The sequence below is a fragment of the Streptomyces sp. NPDC107500 genome, assembly GCF_055582785.1.
The window spans coordinates 47,034-66,007 of sequence record NZ_JBVJPF010000009.1 but is presented as its reverse complement, the minus strand read 5'-3'; the positions used below and the strand labels follow the sequence as shown (position 1 = coordinate 66,007).

Here is an 18,974-nt window from a genome sequence, read left to right as displayed (position 1 = left end):
GGTCATAGTGGGCGCACGACCGTGCAACGGACCCGCCCGACTCGGACACCTGGGGGTCTCCCGCCCATGAGCAGAGCCGAACAGCCGTCCCGCAGAGCCGTCCTGGCCGCGGCAGTCGCCGCGGCCGCCGTGGTCGGTGGCGCGGTCCCGGCCGCCGCCGAGGCCGCCGCGTCCGGCGCCGGCGGTGGCGACGGGGACACCGGCCGCGCCCCCGCCCGCCGGGTCGACTACCGCGCCTGGACGACGTACAGCGACTGGCGGCGCGGTACCACCCGGGGAGCCCGGGTCGCGGCGGGTTCCCGGCCCGGCGTGACGATCGGCACCCCGGCCGGCACCACCGACTACACCGACCCGCACACCGGCACCACCGCCGCCTGGGAGTACGCCACCTGGACCTCGCCGGTCCACCGGCTCACCGTGCCCTCGACGGAGGCCATCGCCTCCTGGAACGCGCACACCCCGAGCGGCACCTGGATCCAGGTCGAGCTGCGGGGCACCTACTCCGACGGCACGGACACGCCCTGGTACGTGATGGGCCGCTGGACCGCGGGCGACGGTGACCAGGACATCCGCCGCACCTCGGTCGACGACCAGGGCGACGGCAGGAGCAGTGTCTGGACGGACACCTTCGCGGTCGACGACGCGTCCTCGGACCTCCGCCTGGCCTCCTACCGGCTCCGGCTCACCCTGTACCGCCGCCCCGGCACCCGGAGCGCGCCCACCGTCTGGCGGGTCGGCGCGATGGGCTCCGACGTCCCCGACCGCTTCACCGTCCCGGCCTCCGCGCCCGGCCTCGCCCGGGAACTGCGCGTCCCGCGCTACTCGCAGGAGATCCACAAGGGCCAGTACCCCGAGTACGACAACGGCGGCGAGGCCTGGTGCAGCCCCACCTCCTCGCAGATGATCATCGAGTACTGGGGCGGCAGGCTCACCGAGGACCAGCTCTCCTGGGTCGACCCCTCCTACGCCGACCCGCAGGTCTGCCACGCGGCCCGGTACACGTACGACAACCAGTACTCCGGCTGCGGCAACTGGCCGTTCAACGCCGCCTACGCGGCCACCTTCAAGGGCCTCCAGGGCGTGGTGACCCGCCTCGGCTCCCTCACCGACCTGGAGACGCTGATCGCGGCCGGTATCCCGGCCATAACGTCCCAGTCGTTCCTGGAGAAGGAGCTGACCGGGGCGGGGTACGGCACCTCGGGCCACCTGATGACCGTGATCGGCTTCACCGCCGACGGGGACGTGATCGCCAACGACCCCGCCTCCGACGACAACGAGGCGGTGCGGCGCGTCTACAAGCGGCGCGAGTGGGAGAACATCTGGCTGCGGACCAAGCGGTACAACGCCGACGGCAAGGTCGTCTCCGGCACCGGCGGCGTCTGCTACCTGTACTTCCCGGCCCAGCCGAGCGCGCGCCAGCGCGGGGCGCTCGCGGCGGTGGGCGTGCGCTGACGCCGCTCGAAGGCCCCGGCGGCGTCCGCCGCCGGGGCCTTCGCTGTGACCAAGGTCTCCGGCGCAAAAGCCGCCGTCGGTGGCAAGGTGGACAGGAGCGCGGGGGGAGTCCACCGAACGCCCGAGATCAGTGAGAAGCCATGACCGCACACACCGCCACCGCCGCCCGTGTCCGTACCGGCGGCCCCAAGGACGACGGTCCGAAGATCCTCGAGCACGTCATGGGCTGGACCCTCGTCGTGGTGGTCGCGATGCTCGTGGTTCAGCTGGGGCTGCTGTGACGTGACCGGCGTGTGACCTGGCCCACGACCCGACCTGCCATACTGCGGATGTCCCGCCGCCCGTAGGAGACCAGGGTCGAAATTGAATATCAGTCAACAGCGTGCCGACGCCCGTCCCCGGGCGCGCGGCACCGAGCGGTCGCTGGCCCGTCGCGCCGAACTCATCGCCATCGGGCGGAGGTTGTTCGCGGACACGTCCTACGACGCGCTCTCGATGGACGACATCGCCCGCCAGGCGCATGTCGCCAAAGGGCTGATCTACTACTACTTCCAGTCCAAGCGGGGCTACTACCTGGCGATCATCCAGGACTCCGTCGCCGACCTGGTCACCACCGCCGCCCGGGGCACCGAACTGCCGCAGGTGGACCGCGTGCAGCGCACCATCGACGGCTACCTGCGCTACGCCGAGCACAACCAGGCCGCCTACCGGACCATCGTCAGCGGCGGGGTCGGCTTCGACACCGAGGTGCACGCCATCCGGGACGGGGTGCGCGAGGCCATCGTCGCCACCATCGCGGAGGGGGCCTACGGCCGCTCCGACATCGGGCCGCTGGCCCGCATGGGCCTGCTCGCCTGGGTGTGCAGCGTCGAGGGCGCCACCCTCGACTGGATCGGCCGGCCCGAACTGCTCCGCGAGACCATGCGCGAACTGCTGGTCAAGTCGCTCGGCGGCACCCTGCGCGCCATCGAGGAACTGGACCCCGCCTGCCCGGCACCCGAACCCGCCCGCCGCGACACCTGACGAAGGGGCGGAGGCCCGAGCCGGCCTCCGCCCCCGCCCCCGTGCGCCGGGTGGTTCAGTCGATCGCCTTGATCAGCTCACCGTTCGCGGTGTCACCGCTCAGCTCCCAGAAGAACGTCCCGCCCAGACTCTGCTCGTTCTTGTACGACATCTTGGTCGCGATGGTCTGCGGGGTGTCGTAACTCCACCAGTCGCTGCCGCACTTGGCGTACGCGGTGCCCGCCACCGTGCCGGTCGCCGGGCAACTGGTCTTCAGCACCTTGTAGTCCTCGATGCCGTTCTCGTACGTGCCCTTCGCCGGGCCGGTCGCGGTGCCGCCGGGCTCCGACTGGGTGACACCGGTCCAGCCGCGGCCGTAGAAGCCGATGCCGAGCAGCAGCTTCGAGGCCGGAACGCCGAGGCCCTTGAGCTTCGCGATGGTCGCCGAGGAGTGGTAGTCCGCCTTGGGGATGCCGGAGTACGAGGTCAGCGGCGAGTGCGGCGCGGTCGGTCCGGTGGCGTCCCAGGCGCCGAAGAAGTCGTACGTCATCGGGTTGTACCAGTCGACGTACTGGGCGGCGCCCGCGTAGTCCGCCGCGTCGATCTTGCCGCCCGCCGTCGCGTCGGCCGTGATCGCCGCGGTCACCAGGTAGTCCTGGCCGAACTTGGCGCGCAACGCGCTCATCAGCTTCGGGAACGCGTCCCGGCCGCTCTCGTCGCAGCTCAGGCCGCAGGCGCCCGGGTACTCCCAGTCGATGTCGATGCCGTCGAAGACATCGGCCCACTTGGAGTTCTCGACCAGGTCGTAGCAGGACTGGGCGAAGGCGGCCGGGTCCTTGGCGGCCTCGGTGAACCCGCCGGACCAGGTCCAGCCGCCGAAGGACCAGAGGATCTTGAGGTCGGGGTGCTTCTGCTTCAGCTTCAGCAACTGGTTGAAGTTGCCCCGCAGCGGCTGGTCCCAGGTGTCGGCGGTCCCGTCGACGGACTCGGCCGCGGTGTACGCGCGGTCGGTCGCCGCGTAGGCGTCGCCCATCGCGCACTTGCCGCCGGTGACGTTGCCGAACGCGTAGTTGATGTGGGTCAGTTCGGCGCCGGAGCCGGAGGTCTCGACGTTCTTGACGTAGTACTTCCGGTCGTAGGTGCCCCATTCGGTGAAGTAGCCGACGACCTTGGAACCGGCCGCGGCCTGCGTGGCGGGCGCCTGCGGGGGAGGCGTGGCCGTGGCCGTGCCGGCGCCGGCCAGCAGTCCCGCGCCGAGGGCGACGGAACACAGGGCGGAGAAGAGCGCCCGCAGGGAGCGGGCGCGGGGGAGGTGCGGGACGTGCATCGGGTGTCTCCTCGTGGGGGGAAGAGGGAAACGCGCGCCGATTGGCATGAACGCGGTAACGCGTTCGGGCCGTCACCGTAGAAGGACTAGACCAGTGGGGTCAATGGTGCGGACCATTTTCCGTCTGGAGGGCCTAATTCCGGCCCTTCGTGGCGGGCCGGACCCTTTCTTGAAGTAAGCGGTCGTTAACTGGTGACTCCATGCGTCCAATCGGGCATACTCACAGCGCACAGCCGCTGGTCAGCCGCTTCCGCGACCCGGGAGTGCGAGCATCGGCCAGGCCCGAACGACCCGGCGGAACCGCCTCCATCCAAGGCGCACGTCCGCCGATGCGCCCGACAGGGAGGAGAGCGTCGCCATGCCCGACCGCGCCCCGCAGCCGGTGGACCGGCAACTGCCCACGGACGAGGCACGGGATCTGATCTCACTCGTCCGCGACATCGCGCAGCGTGAGATCGCCCCGAGCGCGGCCGAGGAGGAGGACGCCGGACGCTTTCCGCGCGAGGTCTTCGCCCTGCTCTCCGACTCCGGCCTGCTCGGCCTGCCCTACGACGCCCAGTTCGGCGGCGGCGAGCAGCCCTATGAGGTGTACCTCCAGGTCCTGGAGGAGCTGGCCGCGGCCCGCCTCACCGTCGGCCTCGGCGTCAGCGTGCACACCCTGGCCTGCTACGCGCTGGCCGCCTACGGCACCAAGGAGCAGCAGGCCGACCACCTGCCCGCGATGCTCGGCGGCGGTCTGGTGGGCGCCTACTGCCTCTCCGAGCCCGCCTCCGGCTCCGACGCCGCCTCGCTGCGCACCAAGGCCGTGCGCGAGGGCGACGACTGGGTGATCGACGGCACCAAGGCCTGGATCACCCACGGCGGCATCGCGGACTTCTACACCGTCATGGCGCGCACCGGCGAGGACGGGCCGCGCGGCATCACGGCCTTCCTGGTGCCCGGCGACGCCGAGGGGCTGAGCGCGGCGGTGCCGGAGAAGAAGATGGGGCTCAAGGGCTCACCCACCGCGCAGATCCACCTCGACGGCGTGCGGGTCGCGGACGACCGCCGGCTCGGTGACGAGGGGCAGGGCTTCGCGATCGCGCTGTCGGCGCTCGACTCGGGGCGGCTCGGCATCGCCGCCTGCGCGGTCGGAGTGGCCCAGGCGGCGCTGGACGAAGCGGTGTCCTACGCGGCCGAGCGGCGCCAGTTCGGCAAGCCGATCTCCGACTTCCAGGGGCTGCGCTTCATGCTGGCCGACATGGCGACCCGGATCGAGGCGGGACGTGCCCTGTACCTGACGGCGGCGCGACTGCGCGACGCCGGACGCCCGTTCGCCAAGCAGGCGGCCATGGCCAAGCTGTACTGCACCGACGCGGCGATGCAGGTGACCACCGACGCCGTGCAGGTCCTCGGCGGGTACGGCTACACCGCGGACTTCCCGGCCGAGCGGTACATGCGCGAGGCGAAGGTGCTCCAGATCGTCGAGGGCACCAACCAGATCCAGCGCATGGTCATCGCCCGTCACCTCGCGGGTCCCGAAGGACGCTGAAGTCACCGGTGACGGTGAAGCCGCCGGCGACGGTGAAGCCACCGGTGACGCGGGAGTCGCCGGTGGCGAGGGCGTCGGCGGTGGTCAGGGCGTCGGCGCCGGTGAAGAAGTCGCCCAGTCCGCGCGGGGGTTCCGCGAGCCTGATCCACTCCGGGTCGTGCCGCCCGGGCAGGGTGCGGCCGCCGTCGGCCCAGGTCCGCATCAGCTCGCGGTAGATGGGTGGGTCCGGGATCTGCGGGGCCGGCGGAACCGGTCCGGCGGGCGCCGGGACGAACACGCGGCGCCGACTCCCGGTCGCCGAGTACGTGTGGGTCATACCCGGGCAACGCGGCGAAGTGGGGACAGGTCACCGGCGGGCGCAATCGAGCGTGAGTTCGCGGGTGTCCACCGCCGTCGCGCGGTTGCCGTCGCGCCCCGACGTGTCGTCTGCCCACCGACGCCGACCCGCGCCACGGCGTCCTGCGAGCCGTGGCGCGGCTGTGCCGACCGCATCGGGCGGCGTCCCCCGAACGGGGACGGCCGGATGCCTCAGGCCGCCTCGCTCCGCATCGTCGGCATCCGCATCGGGCGCGAGCCCGGGCCGCCGACGTGGGAGAAGGGCTGGGTCCGCCAGTCGAGGCCCCGGGGGAGCGTCAACAGCAGGGCGGTGTCCTGCTCGTGGGGCCGGAACGACTCGTCCGCGGGGCGGGCCTCGGTGGCCCTGCGGCCGGTGCCGGCGCAGACCGTGAGCCCGAACGGATTCCACGGAGAGGCGCAGAGCGCGTGCTCGGGCAGCTCCCGCTCGTCGGCCAGCAGCGCGATGGGCTGGGCGCAGTCCGGGCAGATCACCCGGTACATCTCGAAGGTGTCGTAGGCGTCGAGGTCCTCGTCGTCGAAGGCGTCGGGTTCGACGCCCTCCGATACCGGCTCGACGACCGGCTGCTGCCGCTTGGGCGCGGTACGACCAGGGCGCTTAAGACTCTGCATGGGATTCTCCCCCTCGGGCTGGGCCGTGACGGCACTGCGGCCTCGACCACAGCAAGCACTTCCCGTCCACCACGCGGGGTAATCACGCGAACATCACGGAGGCCGTCCGAGAGGTGTGGTCTTCGTCACATGCCCGGCGCAGGTGCCCCGTCCGGCGGATTTGTCCCCGCCCCGAACGCGGCCGACGCCCCGTCACATCACGAACCGGACATGCGCCGGACCGCTCAGGTATCCGAGGAGATCAACCGCACTGTAGGTTCTTGCGCCATGGAGGAGCTGGACCGACAGATCGTGCAGCTGCTCGTCAAGGACGGGCGGATGAGCTACACCGACCTGGGCAAGGCCACGGGCCTGTCCACGTCGGCCGTGCACCAGCGGGTGCGGAGGCTGGAACAGCGCGGCGTCATCCGCGGATACGCCGCGGTCGTCGACCCCGAGGCCGTCGGGCTGCCGATGACCGCCTTCATCTCGGTGAAACCCTTCGACCCCAGCGCCCCCGACGACATCGCGGACCGCCTGGCCGGCGTCCCCGAGATCGAGGCCTGCCACAGCGTCGCGGGCGACGAGAACTACATCCTCAAGGTCCGCGTCTCCACGCCGCACCAACTGGAGGAGCTGCTCGCCCGGGTGCGCTCCCTGGCCGGCGTCTCGACCCGGACCACCGTGGTGCTCTCCACGCCGTACGAGGCCCGCCCGCCACGCGTCTGACTCCGGGCCGCCCCGGCTCGCCCGCGTGGCCGCCCCGGCTGCCGGGCGGCCCCCGTGAGGGGCGAGACTGGTGCCCATGAGTGAGACCACCACCCCGTCCTCGACCGTCCTGCTGCGCCGCGGCGAGGTCCACAGTCCCGCCGACCCCTTCGCCACGGCCATGGTCGTCGAGCGCGGCCAGGTCGCCTGGGTCGGCTCCGAGGGCGCCGCGGACGCCTTCGCGGACGGCGTGGACGAGGTGGTCGACCTGGACGGCGCCCTCGTCACCCCGGCGTTCACCGACGCACATGTGCACACCACAGCGACGGGTCTCGCCCTCACCGGTCTCGACCTCTCCGATGCCCCCACCCGGGAGGCCGCTCTCACCCTCGTGAGCGACTTCGCCGCCGCCCGCCCGGACGACCGCGTGCTCCTCGGACACGGCTGGGACGCCGCCCGCTGGCCCGACGGCGTACCGCCGACCCGCGCCGAACTGGACCGGGCCACCGGCGGCCGGCCCCTCTATCTCAGCCGAATCGACGTCCACTCGGCCGTCGTCACCACCGCCCTGCTCGATCTGACCCCCGGCCGGGTCGCCCGCGTGGACGGACCGCTCACCGGCGACGACCACCACGCCGTACGCGCCGCGGCGCTCGGCGCCGTCACCCCGGCCCAGCGCGCCGCGGCCCAGCGCGCCGCCCTCGCGCACGCCGCCTCCCTCGGCATCGGAACCGTTCACGAATGCGCAGGCCCGGAGATCTCCTCCGAGGACGACTTCACCGGCCTGCTGCGCCTGTCGGCCGAGGAGGCGGGCCCGCGGGTCATCGGCTACTGGGCCGAGCAGGACGTCGACAGGGCGCGCGAACTGGGCGCGGTCGGGGCGGCCGGCGACCTCTTCGTCGACGGCTCCCTCGGCTCGCACACCGCGTGCCTGCACCAGCCGTACGCCGACGCCGCCCACACCGGCACCGCCCACCTGGACGCCGCCGCGGTCGCCGCGCACGTCGTCGCCTGCACCGAGGCCGGCCTCCAGGCGGGCTTCCACGCCATCGGCGACGCCGCCGTGGCCACCGTGGTGGAAGGGGTCCGCGCCGCCGCCGACAAGGTCGGCCTCGCCCGCCTGCGCGCCGCCCGCCACCGCGTCGAGCACGCCGAGATGCTGACGCCCGAGACCGTCGCCGCCTTCGCCGAACTGGGCCTCACCGCCTCCGTCCAGCCCGCCTTCGACGCCCTCTGGGGCGGCGAGGACGGCATGTACGCCCGGCGGCTCGGAGCGGAGCGGGCCCGTACGCTCAACCCCTTCGCGGCCCTGCTGCGCGCCGGGGTCCCGCTCGCCTTCGGCTCCGACAGCCCGGTCACCCCCCTCGACCCGTGGGGCACCGTCCGGGCCGCCGCCTTCCACCACACGCCGGAACACCGGGTCTCCGTGCGCGCGGCGTTCACGGCGCACACGCGCGGCGGCTGGCGGGCGGTCGGGCGCGACGACGCGGGAGTGCTGGTGCCGGGCGTGCCCGCCGACTACGCCGTGTGGCGCACCGGCGAACTCGTGGTCCAGGCCCCGGACGACCGGGTGGCCCGCTGGTCCACCGACCCGCGCTCCGGCACTCCTGGCCTGCCGGATCTGACCCCGGGCCGGGACCTGCCGGTCTGCCTGCGCACCGTCGTGGGGGGCCGCACCGTGTTCGTGCGGCCGGGCGAGTGATTGCGACGGCCGACAGGGCGATGATCTTCGGGCGCGTCCGACGTGCGTCTCCTCCGCGCTGACCTGGGCTTTGACGCGAAAGGCGCAGGTGGAACGACTGTTGACAGGCGACGGCGGGGGGCCGGTAGGTTCGGCCGGGTCCACCACCGGACGCCCGACCGGGGAATCTTCCGCGCACCGTCGCGGCGCCGCTGAGTCAGGGACGGTGCGCCGAACCCGGTGCACCGCCACTGGCAGCCAGGCTCAGCGCTCGCGCCACGACGAGGGATCGTTCCGGCCGGTCGGGAGGTGTGACCCCGGGTGGGGCCCGGGCGCTCAGTAGACAACGGCTTTCGGTCGACCCGCAGCCAGCGGGCCCCAGGTCGGCCCGAAGGGCGCCGGGCCCCCATCCGCCGCGCAAACGGTCCGAAACGGCCATCCCTACCCCGGTCTTGGGAAAGCGACACCACCGTACGCACGTCCTGTCACGTCACCGCAGGCGGCGGCGATTAAGGTGGTGCTCTGCGTACGGACACGAAGGGGCAGTGGTGAACGACGGCGACGGGACGCCCGCGGCGGCGGGGCAGGGGAGGCGGTTCGGTCCCCTGGGCACGGTCCTGGTGATCATCCCGACCTACAACGAGGCGGAGAACATCAAGGCGATCGTCGCGCGCGTGCGCGAGGCGGTCCCCGAGGCCCACGTGCTCGTGGCCGACGACAACAGCCCCGACGGCACCGGCAAGCTCGCCGACGAGCTGGCGGCGGAGGACGATCACGTCCAGGTCCTGCACCGCAAGGGCAAGGAGGGCCTGGGCGCCGCCTACCTCGCGGGCTTCCGCTGGGGACTGGAGCACGGCTACGGCGTGCTGGTCGAGATGGACGCCGACGGCTCCCACCAGCCCGAGGAACTGCCCCGGCTGCTGACCGCCCTCAAGGGCGCCGACCTGGTGCTCGGCTCCCGCTGGGTGCCCGGCGGCCGGGTGGTGAACTGGCCCAGGTCGCGCGAGATCATCTCCCGCGGCGGCAGCATGTACTCGCGGATCGCGCTGGACCTGCCGCTGCGCGACATCACCGGCGGTTACCGCGCCTTCCGCTCCGAGACCCTGGAAGGGCTCGGACTGGAGGAGGTCGCTTCCCAGGGCTACTGCTTCCAGGTCGACCTGGCCCGCCGGGCGATCAAGGCCGGTTACCACGTCGTCGAGGTGCCGATCACGTTCGTCGAGCGGGAGCTGGGCGACTCCAAGATGAGCCGGGACATCCTCGTGGAGGCGCTCTGGCGGGTCACCACGTGGGGCGTGGGGGAGAGGGTCGGCAAGGTCCTGGGACGCGACAAGCAGCCCGGCAGGCCGGCCGTGCAGGGCGACAAGTCGGCACAGGCGTCCGACAGGAACGCCTGATCGTCCTCTTACGCCGCGCTGAGCCGGGGCCAGGCACACTGGGGGTATGACGACTGGCGCTCAGACCCCCAGGTCCCCCGGCCGGCCTCCGCGCTCCCGGCTGCGCACCTTCCTGCCGCTGGGCATCGCCGCCTGGCTCGTCCTGGAGATCTGGCTGCTGACCGTGGTGGCCGGCGCGTCCAGCGGCTTCGTGGTCTTCCTGCTGCTGGTCGCGGGCATCGTCCTCGGCTCCGTGGTCATCAAGGCGGCGGGCCGCCGGGCCTTCAGGAACCTCACCGAGACGTTGCAGCAGCAGCAGTCCGGAGTCCCGCCCGAGGCCCGTCCGAACAGCGAGGGCAACGGCCTGATGATGCTGGGCGGGCTGCTCCTGATCCTGCCCGGTCTCATCTCGGACGCGCTCGGCCTGCTGATGCTGGTGCCGCCGGTGCAGAAGGCCGTCAGCCGCTTCGCGCAGCGCACGGTGGAGCGCAGGATCCGCGAGGCCGGCCCGGGCACCCTGGGCGACGCCTTCCGGCAGGCCCGGATGCACCGCCCGGACGGCAAGGTGGTCCAGGGCGAGGTCGTCCGGGACGACCCGGACGACGCGCCGCGGGGCCCCCGCCCGCCGCTGACCCACTGAGCCCTCCGGGGGCCGCCGGATCGCCGACGGCCCCCGGACACACCAAAACCGCGGGTGCCGCACGTGAAGCTCACGTACGGCACCCGCGGTGTTCGGTTGTGTCGCCTACGGTTTCCCGCTACGCACTCTTGCGGCTGTCTCGCGGATGGACCGCGATGTTCATCGCGCCGGAGCGCAGAACGGCCAGCCGCTCCTCGAGGACCTCTTCGAGCTCCTCGCGGGTGCGCCGCTCCATCAGCATGTCCCAGTGCGTACGCGCGGGCTTGGCCTTCTTCTCCTCAGGGCCGTCGCCGTCCACCAGGAGTGCCTGGGCCCCGCAGACCTTGCACTCCCACTCCGGCGGAATCTCCGCCTCGACCGAGAAGGGCATCTCGAAGCGGTGCCCCTTCTCGCATGCGTACTCCACGGCCTGGCGCGGGGCCAGGTCGATGCCGCGGTCCGTCTCGTAGCTGGTCACCACGAGGCGCGTGCCGCGAAGAGCTCGCTCACTCATGAATCGTGCCTCCCGGGCTTGTCGCCCACAGGACAGGTGTCGCTGTCGTCGTCATCCGGTCAACGTCCGGGCGGCGGTAAAGATTCCCGTCCCGACTCCCGATCCGGGCCCTGCGTCGCCGTCGCAGCCGCAGCCTTGCAACCAGTGCAGTACCCGCCAACGTCCGGTTTGTCACCTCTGATAACAGATGTGACATTGCGTTTCGGCACCTTTGACGCGCAGTAACGGTCCGCCTGGCAGGCCAAACGCGTACACTACAGCCCTTTCGCGTCGAGTGCTAAATCCTTTCGGGTACCGGGTTGCCCGCGTCGCCGATCGCACGCCGCACCGGCACCCGCGCGAGCAGCACGAAACCGAGCACGAAGAACGCCACCAGCGAGATGATGGCGTCCCGGTAGCTCCCGGTCAGCTGGTAGGTGAGCCCGAAGAGCAGCGGCCCGAGCCAGCTCATCCCGCGGTCGCTCAGCTCGTACGCCGAGAAGTACTCGGCCTCCTTGCCGGGCGGCACCAGTTGGGAGAAGAGGGAACGGGAGAGCGCCTGGCTGCCGCCCAGGACCAGCCCGATCCCGGCGGCCAGCACGAAGAACCACACGGGCGCCCCGGCCGGCAGGAAGTACCCGGCGGCGAGGGTCGCCGTCCAGGCCACCAGCGACCCGAGGATGGTCCGCTTGGCCCCGTACGTCCTGGCCAGCCGCCCCAGAGCCAGCGCGCCCACCACCGCGAGCACCTGGACCAGCAGGACCGCCACGATGAGGGTGGACTGCCCGAGGCCGAGCTCCTCGGATCCGTAGACCGACGCCTGGGTGATCACCGTCTGGATGCCGTCGTTGTAGACGAGGTACGCCAGCAGGAAGGCCAGTGTCAGCGGGTGGCGGCGCATGTCGCGGATGGTCGCCGCGAGCTGCTTCCAGCCGGTCCCCGCGGCCTCCCGCGCGGGGGTGCGGCGGTCGCGCAGCCGTCGTAGCGGGATGAGCGCGAAGGCGCCCCACCACAGTCCGGCGGACGCCAGGCAGATGCGGACCGCTGCGCTCTCGCTCAGTCCGAAGGAGTCGTGGGCGGTGTACAGGATCAGGTTCGCGATCAGGACCAGGGCTCCGGCCGCGTATCCGAAGGCCCACCCGCGCGAGGAGACGGCGTCGCGTTCCTCGGGCGGTGCGATCTGCGGCAGGTACGAGTTGTAGAGCATCATCGCCACCGACTGGGCGGCGTTGGCGACGACCAGGAGCACGCCGCCCAGCACATAGCGGTCGCCGTCCAGGAAGAACATCCCCGCCGTGGCCGCGGCGCCCGTGTACGCGGCCGCGGCCAGCAGCGGCTTCTTGCGGCCCGAGCGGTCGGCCGCGGCGCCCACCAGGGGCATCACCAGGACCGCCACGATCACCGAGAGGGACACCGAGTAGGCGAAGAAGGACCCGGCGCGCACCGGTATCCCCAGCGGATGGACGTACCCGTCGCCGTCCGCGGCCGACTCGGCGACCGACGTCAGATAGGGACCCAGGAACACGGTGAGCACGCTCGTCGAGTAGACGGAGCACGCCCAGTCGTAGAAGTACCAGCCGCGCTGTTCGCGCCGCCGGTCGGCGGCCCCGTCGGCCGCGTCCGTCCGCAGGGTGTCGGTGCCCACCCGTGCCCTCGCTTCCCCGTGCCCGCGCACCGCCCCGGGCGACCGGCCGGGACTCAGGCCCAGACGCCGCGGTCCTCCATGACCTTGCGCAGTGTGTCTATGTGATCGGTCATGATGCCATCCACTCCCAGGTCCAGGAGCCGGTGCATGCGGTCCGCATCGTTCACCGTCCAGACGTGCACCTGGAGCCCGCGCGCGTGGGCGGCGCGCAGGAAGCGGCGGTCCACGACCCGGATGCCCGACTGGACCTCCGGAACCTGCGCGGCCACCGAAGCACGGCGTGGGGCGACCGGAACACCCCACGAGCGCAGCCGGAGGCCCAGGACGCCGCGGATGCCGTACGAGGTCGCCAGGCGCGGGCCCGCCAGACGCTGGGCGCGCGCCACGCGTGCCTCCGAGAAGGAGCCGACGCAGACCCGGTCCCAGGCGTTCGTCCGCCCGATCAGCTCCAGGAGGGGCACCAGCGCGGGCTCCGCCTTCACGTCGATGTTCCAGCGCACCTCGGGGAAGGTCTCGAGGAGTTCCTCGAAGAGCGGCACCGGCTCCTCGCCCGCCACGCGCGCGTGACGCACCCGCTCCCACGGCAGGTCGGCGATCCGCCCGGCCCCGTCGGTCACCCGGTCCAGGGTCGCGTCGTGGAAGGCGACGAGCCTCCCGTCGCGCGTGGCGTGGACGTCGGTCTCGATGTACCGGTAGCCCGCCTCGACCGCCCGCCGGAACTGCCGCAGCGTGTTCTCCAGACCTTCCGCCGAACCGCCCCGGTGGGCGAAGGCGATCGGGCCGGGGTGGTCGAGGTAGGGGTGGCGTATCGGGGTGGTCACCGACGCAGTATCGCGCGCCGGGGTTCACCGGCGGCAACCACCGTGCTGCCGGAAGGTGCCGGGAGCACGGCGAAGACGCGCAGGAACACCTGGGCGAGCGGACCGATCGCCACCGCGTACAGGAGGGTGCCGAGACCGACCGTGCCGCCGAGGGCGAAGCCCGTGACCACGACGGTGATCTCGACGGCCGTGCGCACCAGGCGTACCGAGAGGCCCGTGCGCCGGTTCAGGCCGGTCATCAGGCCGTCGCGCGGGCCGGGGCCGAACCGCGCGGCGATGTACAGCCCGGTCGCCGCCCCGTTCAGGACGATCCCGCCGACCATCGCGGCGATCCGCAGCGGCAGCCCCTGGGCGTCCGGCAGGACGGACAGCGTCGCGTCCATCGCCGCGCCGATCACCAGCACGTTGGAGACCGTGCCCAGGCCCGGCCGCTGGCGCAGCGGGATCCACAGGAGCAGCACGGCGGCGCCCAGGACGGTCAGCACCACGCCCATGGACAGGCCGGTGCGTTCGGCCAGTCCCTGGTGCAGCACGTTCCACGGCTCCAGGCCGAGTCCCGACCGGACCAGCAGCGCCGAACTCGCGCCGTACAGCGCGAGTCCGCCGTAGAGCTGGGTCAGCCGCCGTGTGAGGTGCCTGTGCCGGACCTCGGCCTGCCTGGACAAGATCTGCCCCCTGTGTGGTCGTAGTGGCCTGCTCCATGACACCCTGTGGCTTGAGAAGGAGAAGCAACCATGGCCAATTCGGGGAAGGTGGACTGATTTCCATGGCGCAGTGGACCTCGGCCGTGGGGGCCGGTCAGCTCGCCCGGCTGCTCGGCTCCCAGCAGGACCGCCCCGCCGGGCCCGGCACCCGCCGCCCGCCCGCCTACCGCGCGCTCGCCGACGGCATCCGGCTGCTGGTCCTCGAAGGCCGCGTTCCGGTCGCCGCCCGGCTGCCCGCCGAACGCGAACTGGCCCTCGCCCTGACCGTCAGCCGTACCACCGTCGCCGCCGCCTACGAGGCGCTGCGCGCGGAGGGCTTCCTGGAGTCCCGGCGCGGCGCGGGCAGCTGGACGGCCGTGCCGGCCGGGAACCCGCTGCCGGCGCGTGGTCTCGAACCGCTGCCGCCCGAAGCGCTCGGTTCGATGATCGACCTGGGCTGCGCGGCGCTCCCCGCGCCCGAGCCCTGGCTCACCCGGGCCGTGCAGGGCGCCCTGGAGGAGCTGCCGCCGTACGCGCACACCCACGGCGACTATCCGGCGGGACTGCCGACGCTGCGCGCGATGATCGCCGAGAGGTACACCGCGCGCGGGATCCCGACCATGCCCGAGCAGATCATGGTCACCACGGGCGCGATGGGCGCGATCGACGCCATCTGCCACCTCTTCGGGGGGCGCGGAGAGCGGATCGCCGTGGAATCGCCCTCCTACGCGAACATCCTCCAGCTGATGCGGGAGGCCGGCGCCCGGCTCGTCCCCGTCGCGATGGCCGAGGGGCTGACCGGCTGGGACGTCGACCGCTGGCGCCAGGTGCTGCGCGAGGCCGCTCCGCGCGTCGCCTATGTCGTCGCCGACTTCCACAACCCCACCGGCGCGCTCGCCGAGGAGGACCAGCGACGCCGCCTCGTGGACGCGGCCCGGTCGGCGGGCACGGTGCTCGTGGCCGACGAGACGATGAGCGAGCTGTGGCTGGACGACGACGTCGAGATGCCGCGGCCGGTGTGCGCCTTCGACCCGGCCGGGTCCACCGTCGTCACCGTCGGTTCCGCGAGCAAGGCCTTCTGGGCAGGGATGCGCATCGGCTGGGTCCGCGCCGCGCCGGACGTCATCCGCAGCCTGGTCGCCGCGCGGGCCTACGCCGACCTGGGCACGCCCGTACTGGAGCAGCTGGCCGTGAACTGGCTGTTCAGCACCGGCGGCTGGGAACAGGCCGTGGCGGTCCGCCGCGAGCAGGCCAGGCAGAACCGGGACGAGCTGGTGGCGGCGGTGCGGCGGGAGCTGCCCGACTGGGAGTTCGAGGTGCCCAGGGGCGGGCTCACCCTGTGGGTGCGGACGGGCGGCCTCTCCGGCTCCCGGCTCGCGGAGGCGGGGGAGCGGGTGGGCGTACGGGTCCCGTCCGGTCCGCGCTTCGGGGTCGACGGCGCCTTCGAGGGGTATGTCCGGCTGCCCTTCACCGTGGGCGGCGCGGTGGCCGAGGAGGCGGCGTCCCGGCTGGCCGCGGCGGCCCGCCTGGTGGAGAGCGGCGGAGCCGGGAGCGGCGGCGAGGCGCCGCGGACGTTCGTGGCGTAGGCCGGGTTCGGCGGGGCGTGGCGGTCGGCGGAAACGCGGCCGGGGCGGAGCGGTGGGTCGCTCCGCCCCGGCCGCGGTCACCTTCTCAGGCCGCGGTCTCCTCTTCAGGAGGTCTCCGCCGCGCCGGCCTTGGCCGGGACCGGCTCCGCCGCGACGGCCGTGACGGGGACCGGCTCCGCGGGGACCTGTTCCGGCGCCGCGGGCTCAGCGGTCGCCTCCGGCCCGCCCAGTGCCTCGGGCGCCTCCGTCGTCGTCTCCGTCGCCACCGGCGTGGGTCCGGGCTCCGTCGGGGCTTCCTCCGGCTCGGTCCCGTTGGGTGCCGGCCGGGCCTTCTTCTCCATCGACACCGCCTTGGCCTCCGCCGTCGCCTCCGCCGCCTCCGCCTCCGCGGGGACCGGCGCCCGCTCCCCGTCCGCCGGGGTCGTGCGCGGGGGGAGCAGGTCGAGCACCGCCTGCCGGTGGGCGTCGCTCGTGGCGTCGTCGTAGGGGTCGGGGGTGGCCGGGACCTGGAGGCGGTGGACCGCTCCCGTGCCGAGGCGGGCGTACCCACGACCGGGGGGAACCTGGTCGACGGGCGTGGTGTGCGGGGGAGCACCCAGCGCGGCGGTCAGTTCGTCCGCCGTGGCCGGGCCGAGCACCACACGCGCCCGTGTGTGCTGCCGTACGCCGTCGCTGAGGCCCTCCAGGGCGTCCAGCTGGTCGGCGACGACCACGGTCACGTGCGCGGCGCGGCCGTGCCGCAGGGGTACCTGGAGCAGGGACTGCGGGTCCCTGCGGCCCTCGGCCGTGGCGAGGTGCGTGAAGGCGCTCGGACGGTCCACGAGGACCCACAGGGGCCGCCGGGTGTCGTCCGGCGCGGGCTGCCCCTCCTGACGGGCCCGGTTGACGGCGATCAGCCGGCGCTCGGTCTCGGCGGCGGCCCACTCCAGGCTGGTCAGCGCCCCGGTGAGACCGGACTCGACGGCCAGGACGCCGTCCCGGCCGACCAGGCAGGCGTACTCACCGGTGCCGCCGCCGTCGACGATCAGGATGTCTCCGTGGTGCAGCGCCTGGAGGGCGACCGAGCGCAGCAGGGTGGAGGTGCCGGTGCCGGGCCGGCCAAGGACCAGCAGGTGGGGTTCGGTCGAGCGGATGCCGGTGCGCCAGACGACCGGCGGGACGTCGCGCCGCTCCTCGCCGTGGGTGAGCGGGAGGGTGCGCTGGACCCGGGTGGGGTCGGTGAAGCCGAGGACGGTCTCGCCGGGCGCGGTGACGAAACGCTGGGCGGCGATGTCGGTGGGGAGCGCCGGGAGCACGTCGACGGTGAGGTGGTTGGCCTCCTCGTCCCACGTGAAGTGGTACTCCCGGCCCCGGCCGGACTTCGCGGTGAGCAGGTGCTCGATGCGGGTCCGGGAGCCGGCCTCGCCGTCGGTGAAGTAGGCGGGGTAGCGGATCACCAGGTGGGTGAAGCGGCCGCCGTCGTCGAACTCGTAGGCCGGGAACGCCTTCTCCCAGGAGCCGCCGTGGGCGTACAGGGGGTCGGGGTCCTCGGCGAGCGAGAAGTACGGGACCAGGGCCTCGTAGAGGGACTGGAGGCGCTGGGTCTGGGAGTCGTCGGGGCCTTCCGGCGTCGCCGGGGTGCGGTCCCTGCCCTGCCAGGCTGCCGCCGCCATCAGGGCGATGACGGCGAGCAGCGGGCCGTACGGCACGAGCGCCACGACCAGGACCACCGAGGCCACCAGGAACAGCAGCGCGCCGCGCCGGTCCTTGGGGGTCTCGGTCCATCTGCTCCGCCCGGCTGCGGCCAGCCTGCGCAGGCCGCGGCCGATCGTGATCAGCGGCTGGAGGACGTCGGTGGCGCTGTCGGCCGCCGTCCGGGCCAGCACCCGGCTCCGGGCGAGCTGTGCGCCGCCGTTGCTCAGAATGCGGGGGAGGGGCCGCCGGGCCACTGATGCCTCCTGGTGCGTACGTGGGGGTGTCGGGTGGGGGTGAGGGGTGAGGGGGGTCAGAACTTGATTCCGCCTAGGAGGCCCGCCAGGCTCTCGCCGCCCGCCTTGATGCTCGGCGCGATCGCCGTACTCGCGAGATAGAACCCGAACAGGACCGCGACCAGCGCGTGCGAGGCCTTGAGGCCGTCCTTGCGGAAGAAGATGAAGACGACGATGCCGAGCAGGACCACGCCTGAGATCGAGAGGATCATGTGAGTTCTCCTGGTTCACGGGGACAGTCACCATGAGTACTTCCAGGCTCACAGCATGTATCCATACGATAAAAGGTGCAAATGGGGGAAATTCGGCAGAAATACCCTGATTGGCGGCGTGTTTGTTGGGCCGGACGAGTGCTTCGCGAGCCAGTACCCTGGCGATTCACTCGTGCGGCGGCACCGCTCGCCGCCGTGCGGGGCAGTACCCGGGGAGTACCCCGGCAATGTGCGCAGTCCCGCAGTCCCCAACGTTCGCAGTGAGAGGCGGTCCGGCCGATGAGTGAAGCCCCCGACCCCGAGGTCGTGGAGCTGGCGACCAAGATCTTCGATCTGGCCCGGCAGGGGCGGACCGAGGAACTGGTGGCGTACGTGGACGCCGGAGTTCCGGCCGATCTCACCAACGACCGCGGGGACTCCCTCGTCATGCTCGCCGCCTATCACGGCCACGCCGACGCCGTACGCGCGCTGCTGGGCCGCGGCGCCGACGCCGACCGCGTCAACGACCGGGGTCAGACCCCGCTCGCCGGAGCCGCCTTCAAGGGTGAGACGGAAGTGACGAAGGCGCTTCTCGAGGCCGGCGCGGACCCGGCCGCGGGCACCCCGTCGGCCGTGGACACGGCGCGGATGTTCGCCCGGAGTGACCTGCTGGAGCTGTTCGGCGTGCAGTGACCGGACGTCGGCCCGGATCCTCCGAGGATCCGATCCGCACATTCTGACCAGGTAAAACACTGAAAACGGGGGAGGCGGTACAAGGCCGCCGAAATTTCGGTCGCGGCAGATGTGACCGCCGGGCCATCATGACGACGTGGTTCACGGACGTGATGGCTGGGCAGATGTTGCCGCACCGCGCGGGCCGTGACACGGCTCGCAAGGGCCACCGACGAGAGGCAGGAACATGGTCTTCAGCAAGCAAGAGACGGCGG

General features: G+C 72.6%; 19 protein-coding genes. 10 read left to right on the top strand and 9 right to left on the bottom strand.

Translation table 11 applies throughout. The features are described from left to right. The first annotated feature begins 66 nt into the window (after nt 1-66). The 3 genes from ACZ67M_RS32205 to ACZ67M_RS32195 all read left to right on the top strand — a co-directional run bounded on the left by ACZ67M_RS32205 (nt 67) and on the right by ACZ67M_RS32195 (nt 2,475). Nucleotides 67-1,452 carry a peptidase C39 family protein gene (locus ACZ67M_RS32205; RefSeq protein WP_469853818.1) on the top strand — a complete coding sequence of 462 codons (1,386 nt, stop codon included), beginning with the start codon at nt 67-69 and terminating at the stop codon, nt 1,450-1,452. Nucleotides 1,453-1,592: 140 nt separating this feature from the next. Beyond that, a complete protein-coding gene (locus ACZ67M_RS32200; RefSeq protein ID WP_161331921.1) occupies nt 1,593-1,733 on the top strand; it encodes an SCO1431 family membrane protein in 141 nt (46 codons plus the stop codon). 82 nt (nt 1,734-1,815) lie between these two features. Further along, nucleotides 1,816-2,475, top strand: a complete 660-nt coding sequence (locus ACZ67M_RS32195; protein ID WP_361366675.1) for a TetR/AcrR family transcriptional regulator — start codon at nt 1,816-1,818, stop codon at nt 2,473-2,475. Nucleotides 2,476-2,530: 55 nt separating this feature from the next. Here the strand turns inward: ACZ67M_RS32195 and ACZ67M_RS32190 are convergent, their stop codons facing one another. Beyond that, complete coding sequence (locus ACZ67M_RS32190) at nt 2,531-3,781, bottom strand: glycoside hydrolase family 18 protein (RefSeq protein ID WP_469853817.1); 1,251 nt, start codon at nt 3,779-3,781, stop codon at nt 2,531-2,533. Nucleotides 3,782-4,139: 358 nt separating this feature from the next. On the opposite strand from ACZ67M_RS32190, the gene ACZ67M_RS32185 reads away from it, so the two are divergent. Continuing rightward, a complete protein-coding gene (locus ACZ67M_RS32185; protein ID WP_385799451.1) occupies nt 4,140-5,312 on the top strand; it encodes an acyl-CoA dehydrogenase family protein in 1,173 nt (390 codons plus the stop codon). On the opposite strand, the gene ACZ67M_RS32180 is transcribed toward ACZ67M_RS32185, so the two are convergent. Beyond that, nucleotides 5,275-5,589 carry a hypothetical protein gene (locus ACZ67M_RS32180; protein WP_361366682.1) on the bottom strand — a complete coding sequence of 105 codons (315 nt, stop codon included), beginning with the start codon at nt 5,587-5,589 and terminating at the stop codon, nt 5,275-5,277. The two genes, ACZ67M_RS32185 and ACZ67M_RS32180, sit on opposite strands and share 38 nt — an antisense overlap. A gap of 251 nt (nt 5,590-5,840) precedes the next feature. Further along, nucleotides 5,841-6,278, bottom strand: a complete 438-nt coding sequence (locus ACZ67M_RS32175; protein WP_361366685.1) for a hypothetical protein — start codon at nt 6,276-6,278, stop codon at nt 5,841-5,843. A gap of 267 nt (nt 6,279-6,545) precedes the next feature. Here ACZ67M_RS32175 and ACZ67M_RS32170 point away from each other — a divergent pair, with 267 nt between their 5' ends. The 4 genes from ACZ67M_RS32170 to fxsA all read left to right on the top strand — a co-directional run bounded on the left by ACZ67M_RS32170 (nt 6,546) and on the right by fxsA (nt 10,662). Beyond that, nucleotides 6,546-6,986 carry an Lrp/AsnC family transcriptional regulator gene (locus ACZ67M_RS32170; protein ID WP_122617133.1) on the top strand — a complete coding sequence of 147 codons (441 nt, stop codon included), beginning with the start codon at nt 6,546-6,548 and terminating at the stop codon, nt 6,984-6,986. Nucleotides 6,987-7,062: 76 nt separating this feature from the next. Beyond that, the gene (locus tag ACZ67M_RS32165) at nt 7,063-8,667 is read left to right on the top strand and encodes an amidohydrolase (protein ID WP_361366688.1); all 1,605 of its coding nucleotides are present in this window, start codon (nt 7,063-7,065) and stop codon (nt 8,665-8,667) included. Between the two features lie 527 nt (nt 8,668-9,194). After that, the gene (locus ACZ67M_RS32160; RefSeq protein ID WP_469853816.1) at nt 9,195-10,043 is read left to right on the top strand and encodes a polyprenol monophosphomannose synthase; all 849 of its coding nucleotides are present in this window, start codon (nt 9,195-9,197) and stop codon (nt 10,041-10,043) included. A gap of 46 nt (nt 10,044-10,089) precedes the next feature. Then, complete coding sequence (gene fxsA, locus ACZ67M_RS32155; RefSeq protein ID WP_361366694.1) at nt 10,090-10,662, top strand: FxsA family membrane protein; 573 nt, start codon at nt 10,090-10,092, stop codon at nt 10,660-10,662. Between the two features lie 118 nt (nt 10,663-10,780). Here the strand turns inward: fxsA and ACZ67M_RS32150 are convergent, their stop codons facing one another. From ACZ67M_RS32150 to yczE, 4 genes are all read right to left on the bottom strand, one after another. Then, nucleotides 10,781-11,155: an RNA polymerase-binding protein RbpA gene (locus tag ACZ67M_RS32150; protein WP_003977404.1), complete on the bottom strand. Its 375-nt coding sequence runs from the start codon at nt 11,153-11,155 to the stop codon at nt 10,781-10,783. Between the two features lie 277 nt (nt 11,156-11,432). Further along, a complete protein-coding gene (locus ACZ67M_RS32145; protein WP_361366697.1) occupies nt 11,433-12,779 on the bottom strand; it encodes an MFS transporter in 1,347 nt (448 codons plus the stop codon). A gap of 53 nt (nt 12,780-12,832) precedes the next feature. Beyond that, nucleotides 12,833-13,600 (bottom strand): glycerophosphodiester phosphodiesterase, encoded by a 768-nt coding sequence (locus tag ACZ67M_RS32140; RefSeq protein ID WP_469853815.1) that lies wholly within the window; start codon nt 13,598-13,600, stop codon nt 12,833-12,835. Continuing rightward, nucleotides 13,597-14,265 (bottom strand): membrane protein YczE, encoded by a 669-nt coding sequence (yczE, locus tag ACZ67M_RS32135; protein WP_361366703.1) that lies wholly within the window; start codon nt 14,263-14,265, stop codon nt 13,597-13,599. Before yczE ends, ACZ67M_RS32140 begins: the two co-directional genes overlap by 4 nt. 101 nt (nt 14,266-14,366) lie before the next feature. Between yczE and ACZ67M_RS32130 the strand changes: the two genes are divergently transcribed. Continuing rightward, entirely contained in the window at nt 14,367-15,869 is a 1,503-nt protein-coding gene (locus ACZ67M_RS32130; RefSeq protein WP_125490457.1) for an SCO1417 family PLP biosynthesis transcription factor, read from the top strand. 104 nt (nt 15,870-15,973) lie between these two features. On the opposite strand, the gene ACZ67M_RS32125 is transcribed toward ACZ67M_RS32130, so the two are convergent. Both ACZ67M_RS32125 and ACZ67M_RS32120 read right to left on the bottom strand, forming a co-directional pair. Then, the gene (locus tag ACZ67M_RS32125) at nt 15,974-17,797 is read right to left on the bottom strand and encodes a hypothetical protein (protein WP_469853814.1); all 1,824 of its coding nucleotides are present in this window, start codon (nt 17,795-17,797) and stop codon (nt 15,974-15,976) included. 56 nt (nt 17,798-17,853) lie between these two features. Further along, nucleotides 17,854-18,048: a hypothetical protein gene (locus ACZ67M_RS32120; protein WP_003977410.1), complete on the bottom strand. Its 195-nt coding sequence runs from the start codon at nt 18,046-18,048 to the stop codon at nt 17,854-17,856. Nucleotides 18,049-18,327: 279 nt separating this feature from the next. Here ACZ67M_RS32120 and ACZ67M_RS32115 point away from each other — a divergent pair, with 279 nt between their 5' ends. Further along, nucleotides 18,328-18,720 carry an ankyrin repeat domain-containing protein gene (locus ACZ67M_RS32115; protein WP_469853813.1) on the top strand — a complete coding sequence of 131 codons (393 nt, stop codon included), beginning with the start codon at nt 18,328-18,330 and terminating at the stop codon, nt 18,718-18,720. Nucleotides 18,721-18,974 lie beyond the last annotated feature (254 nt).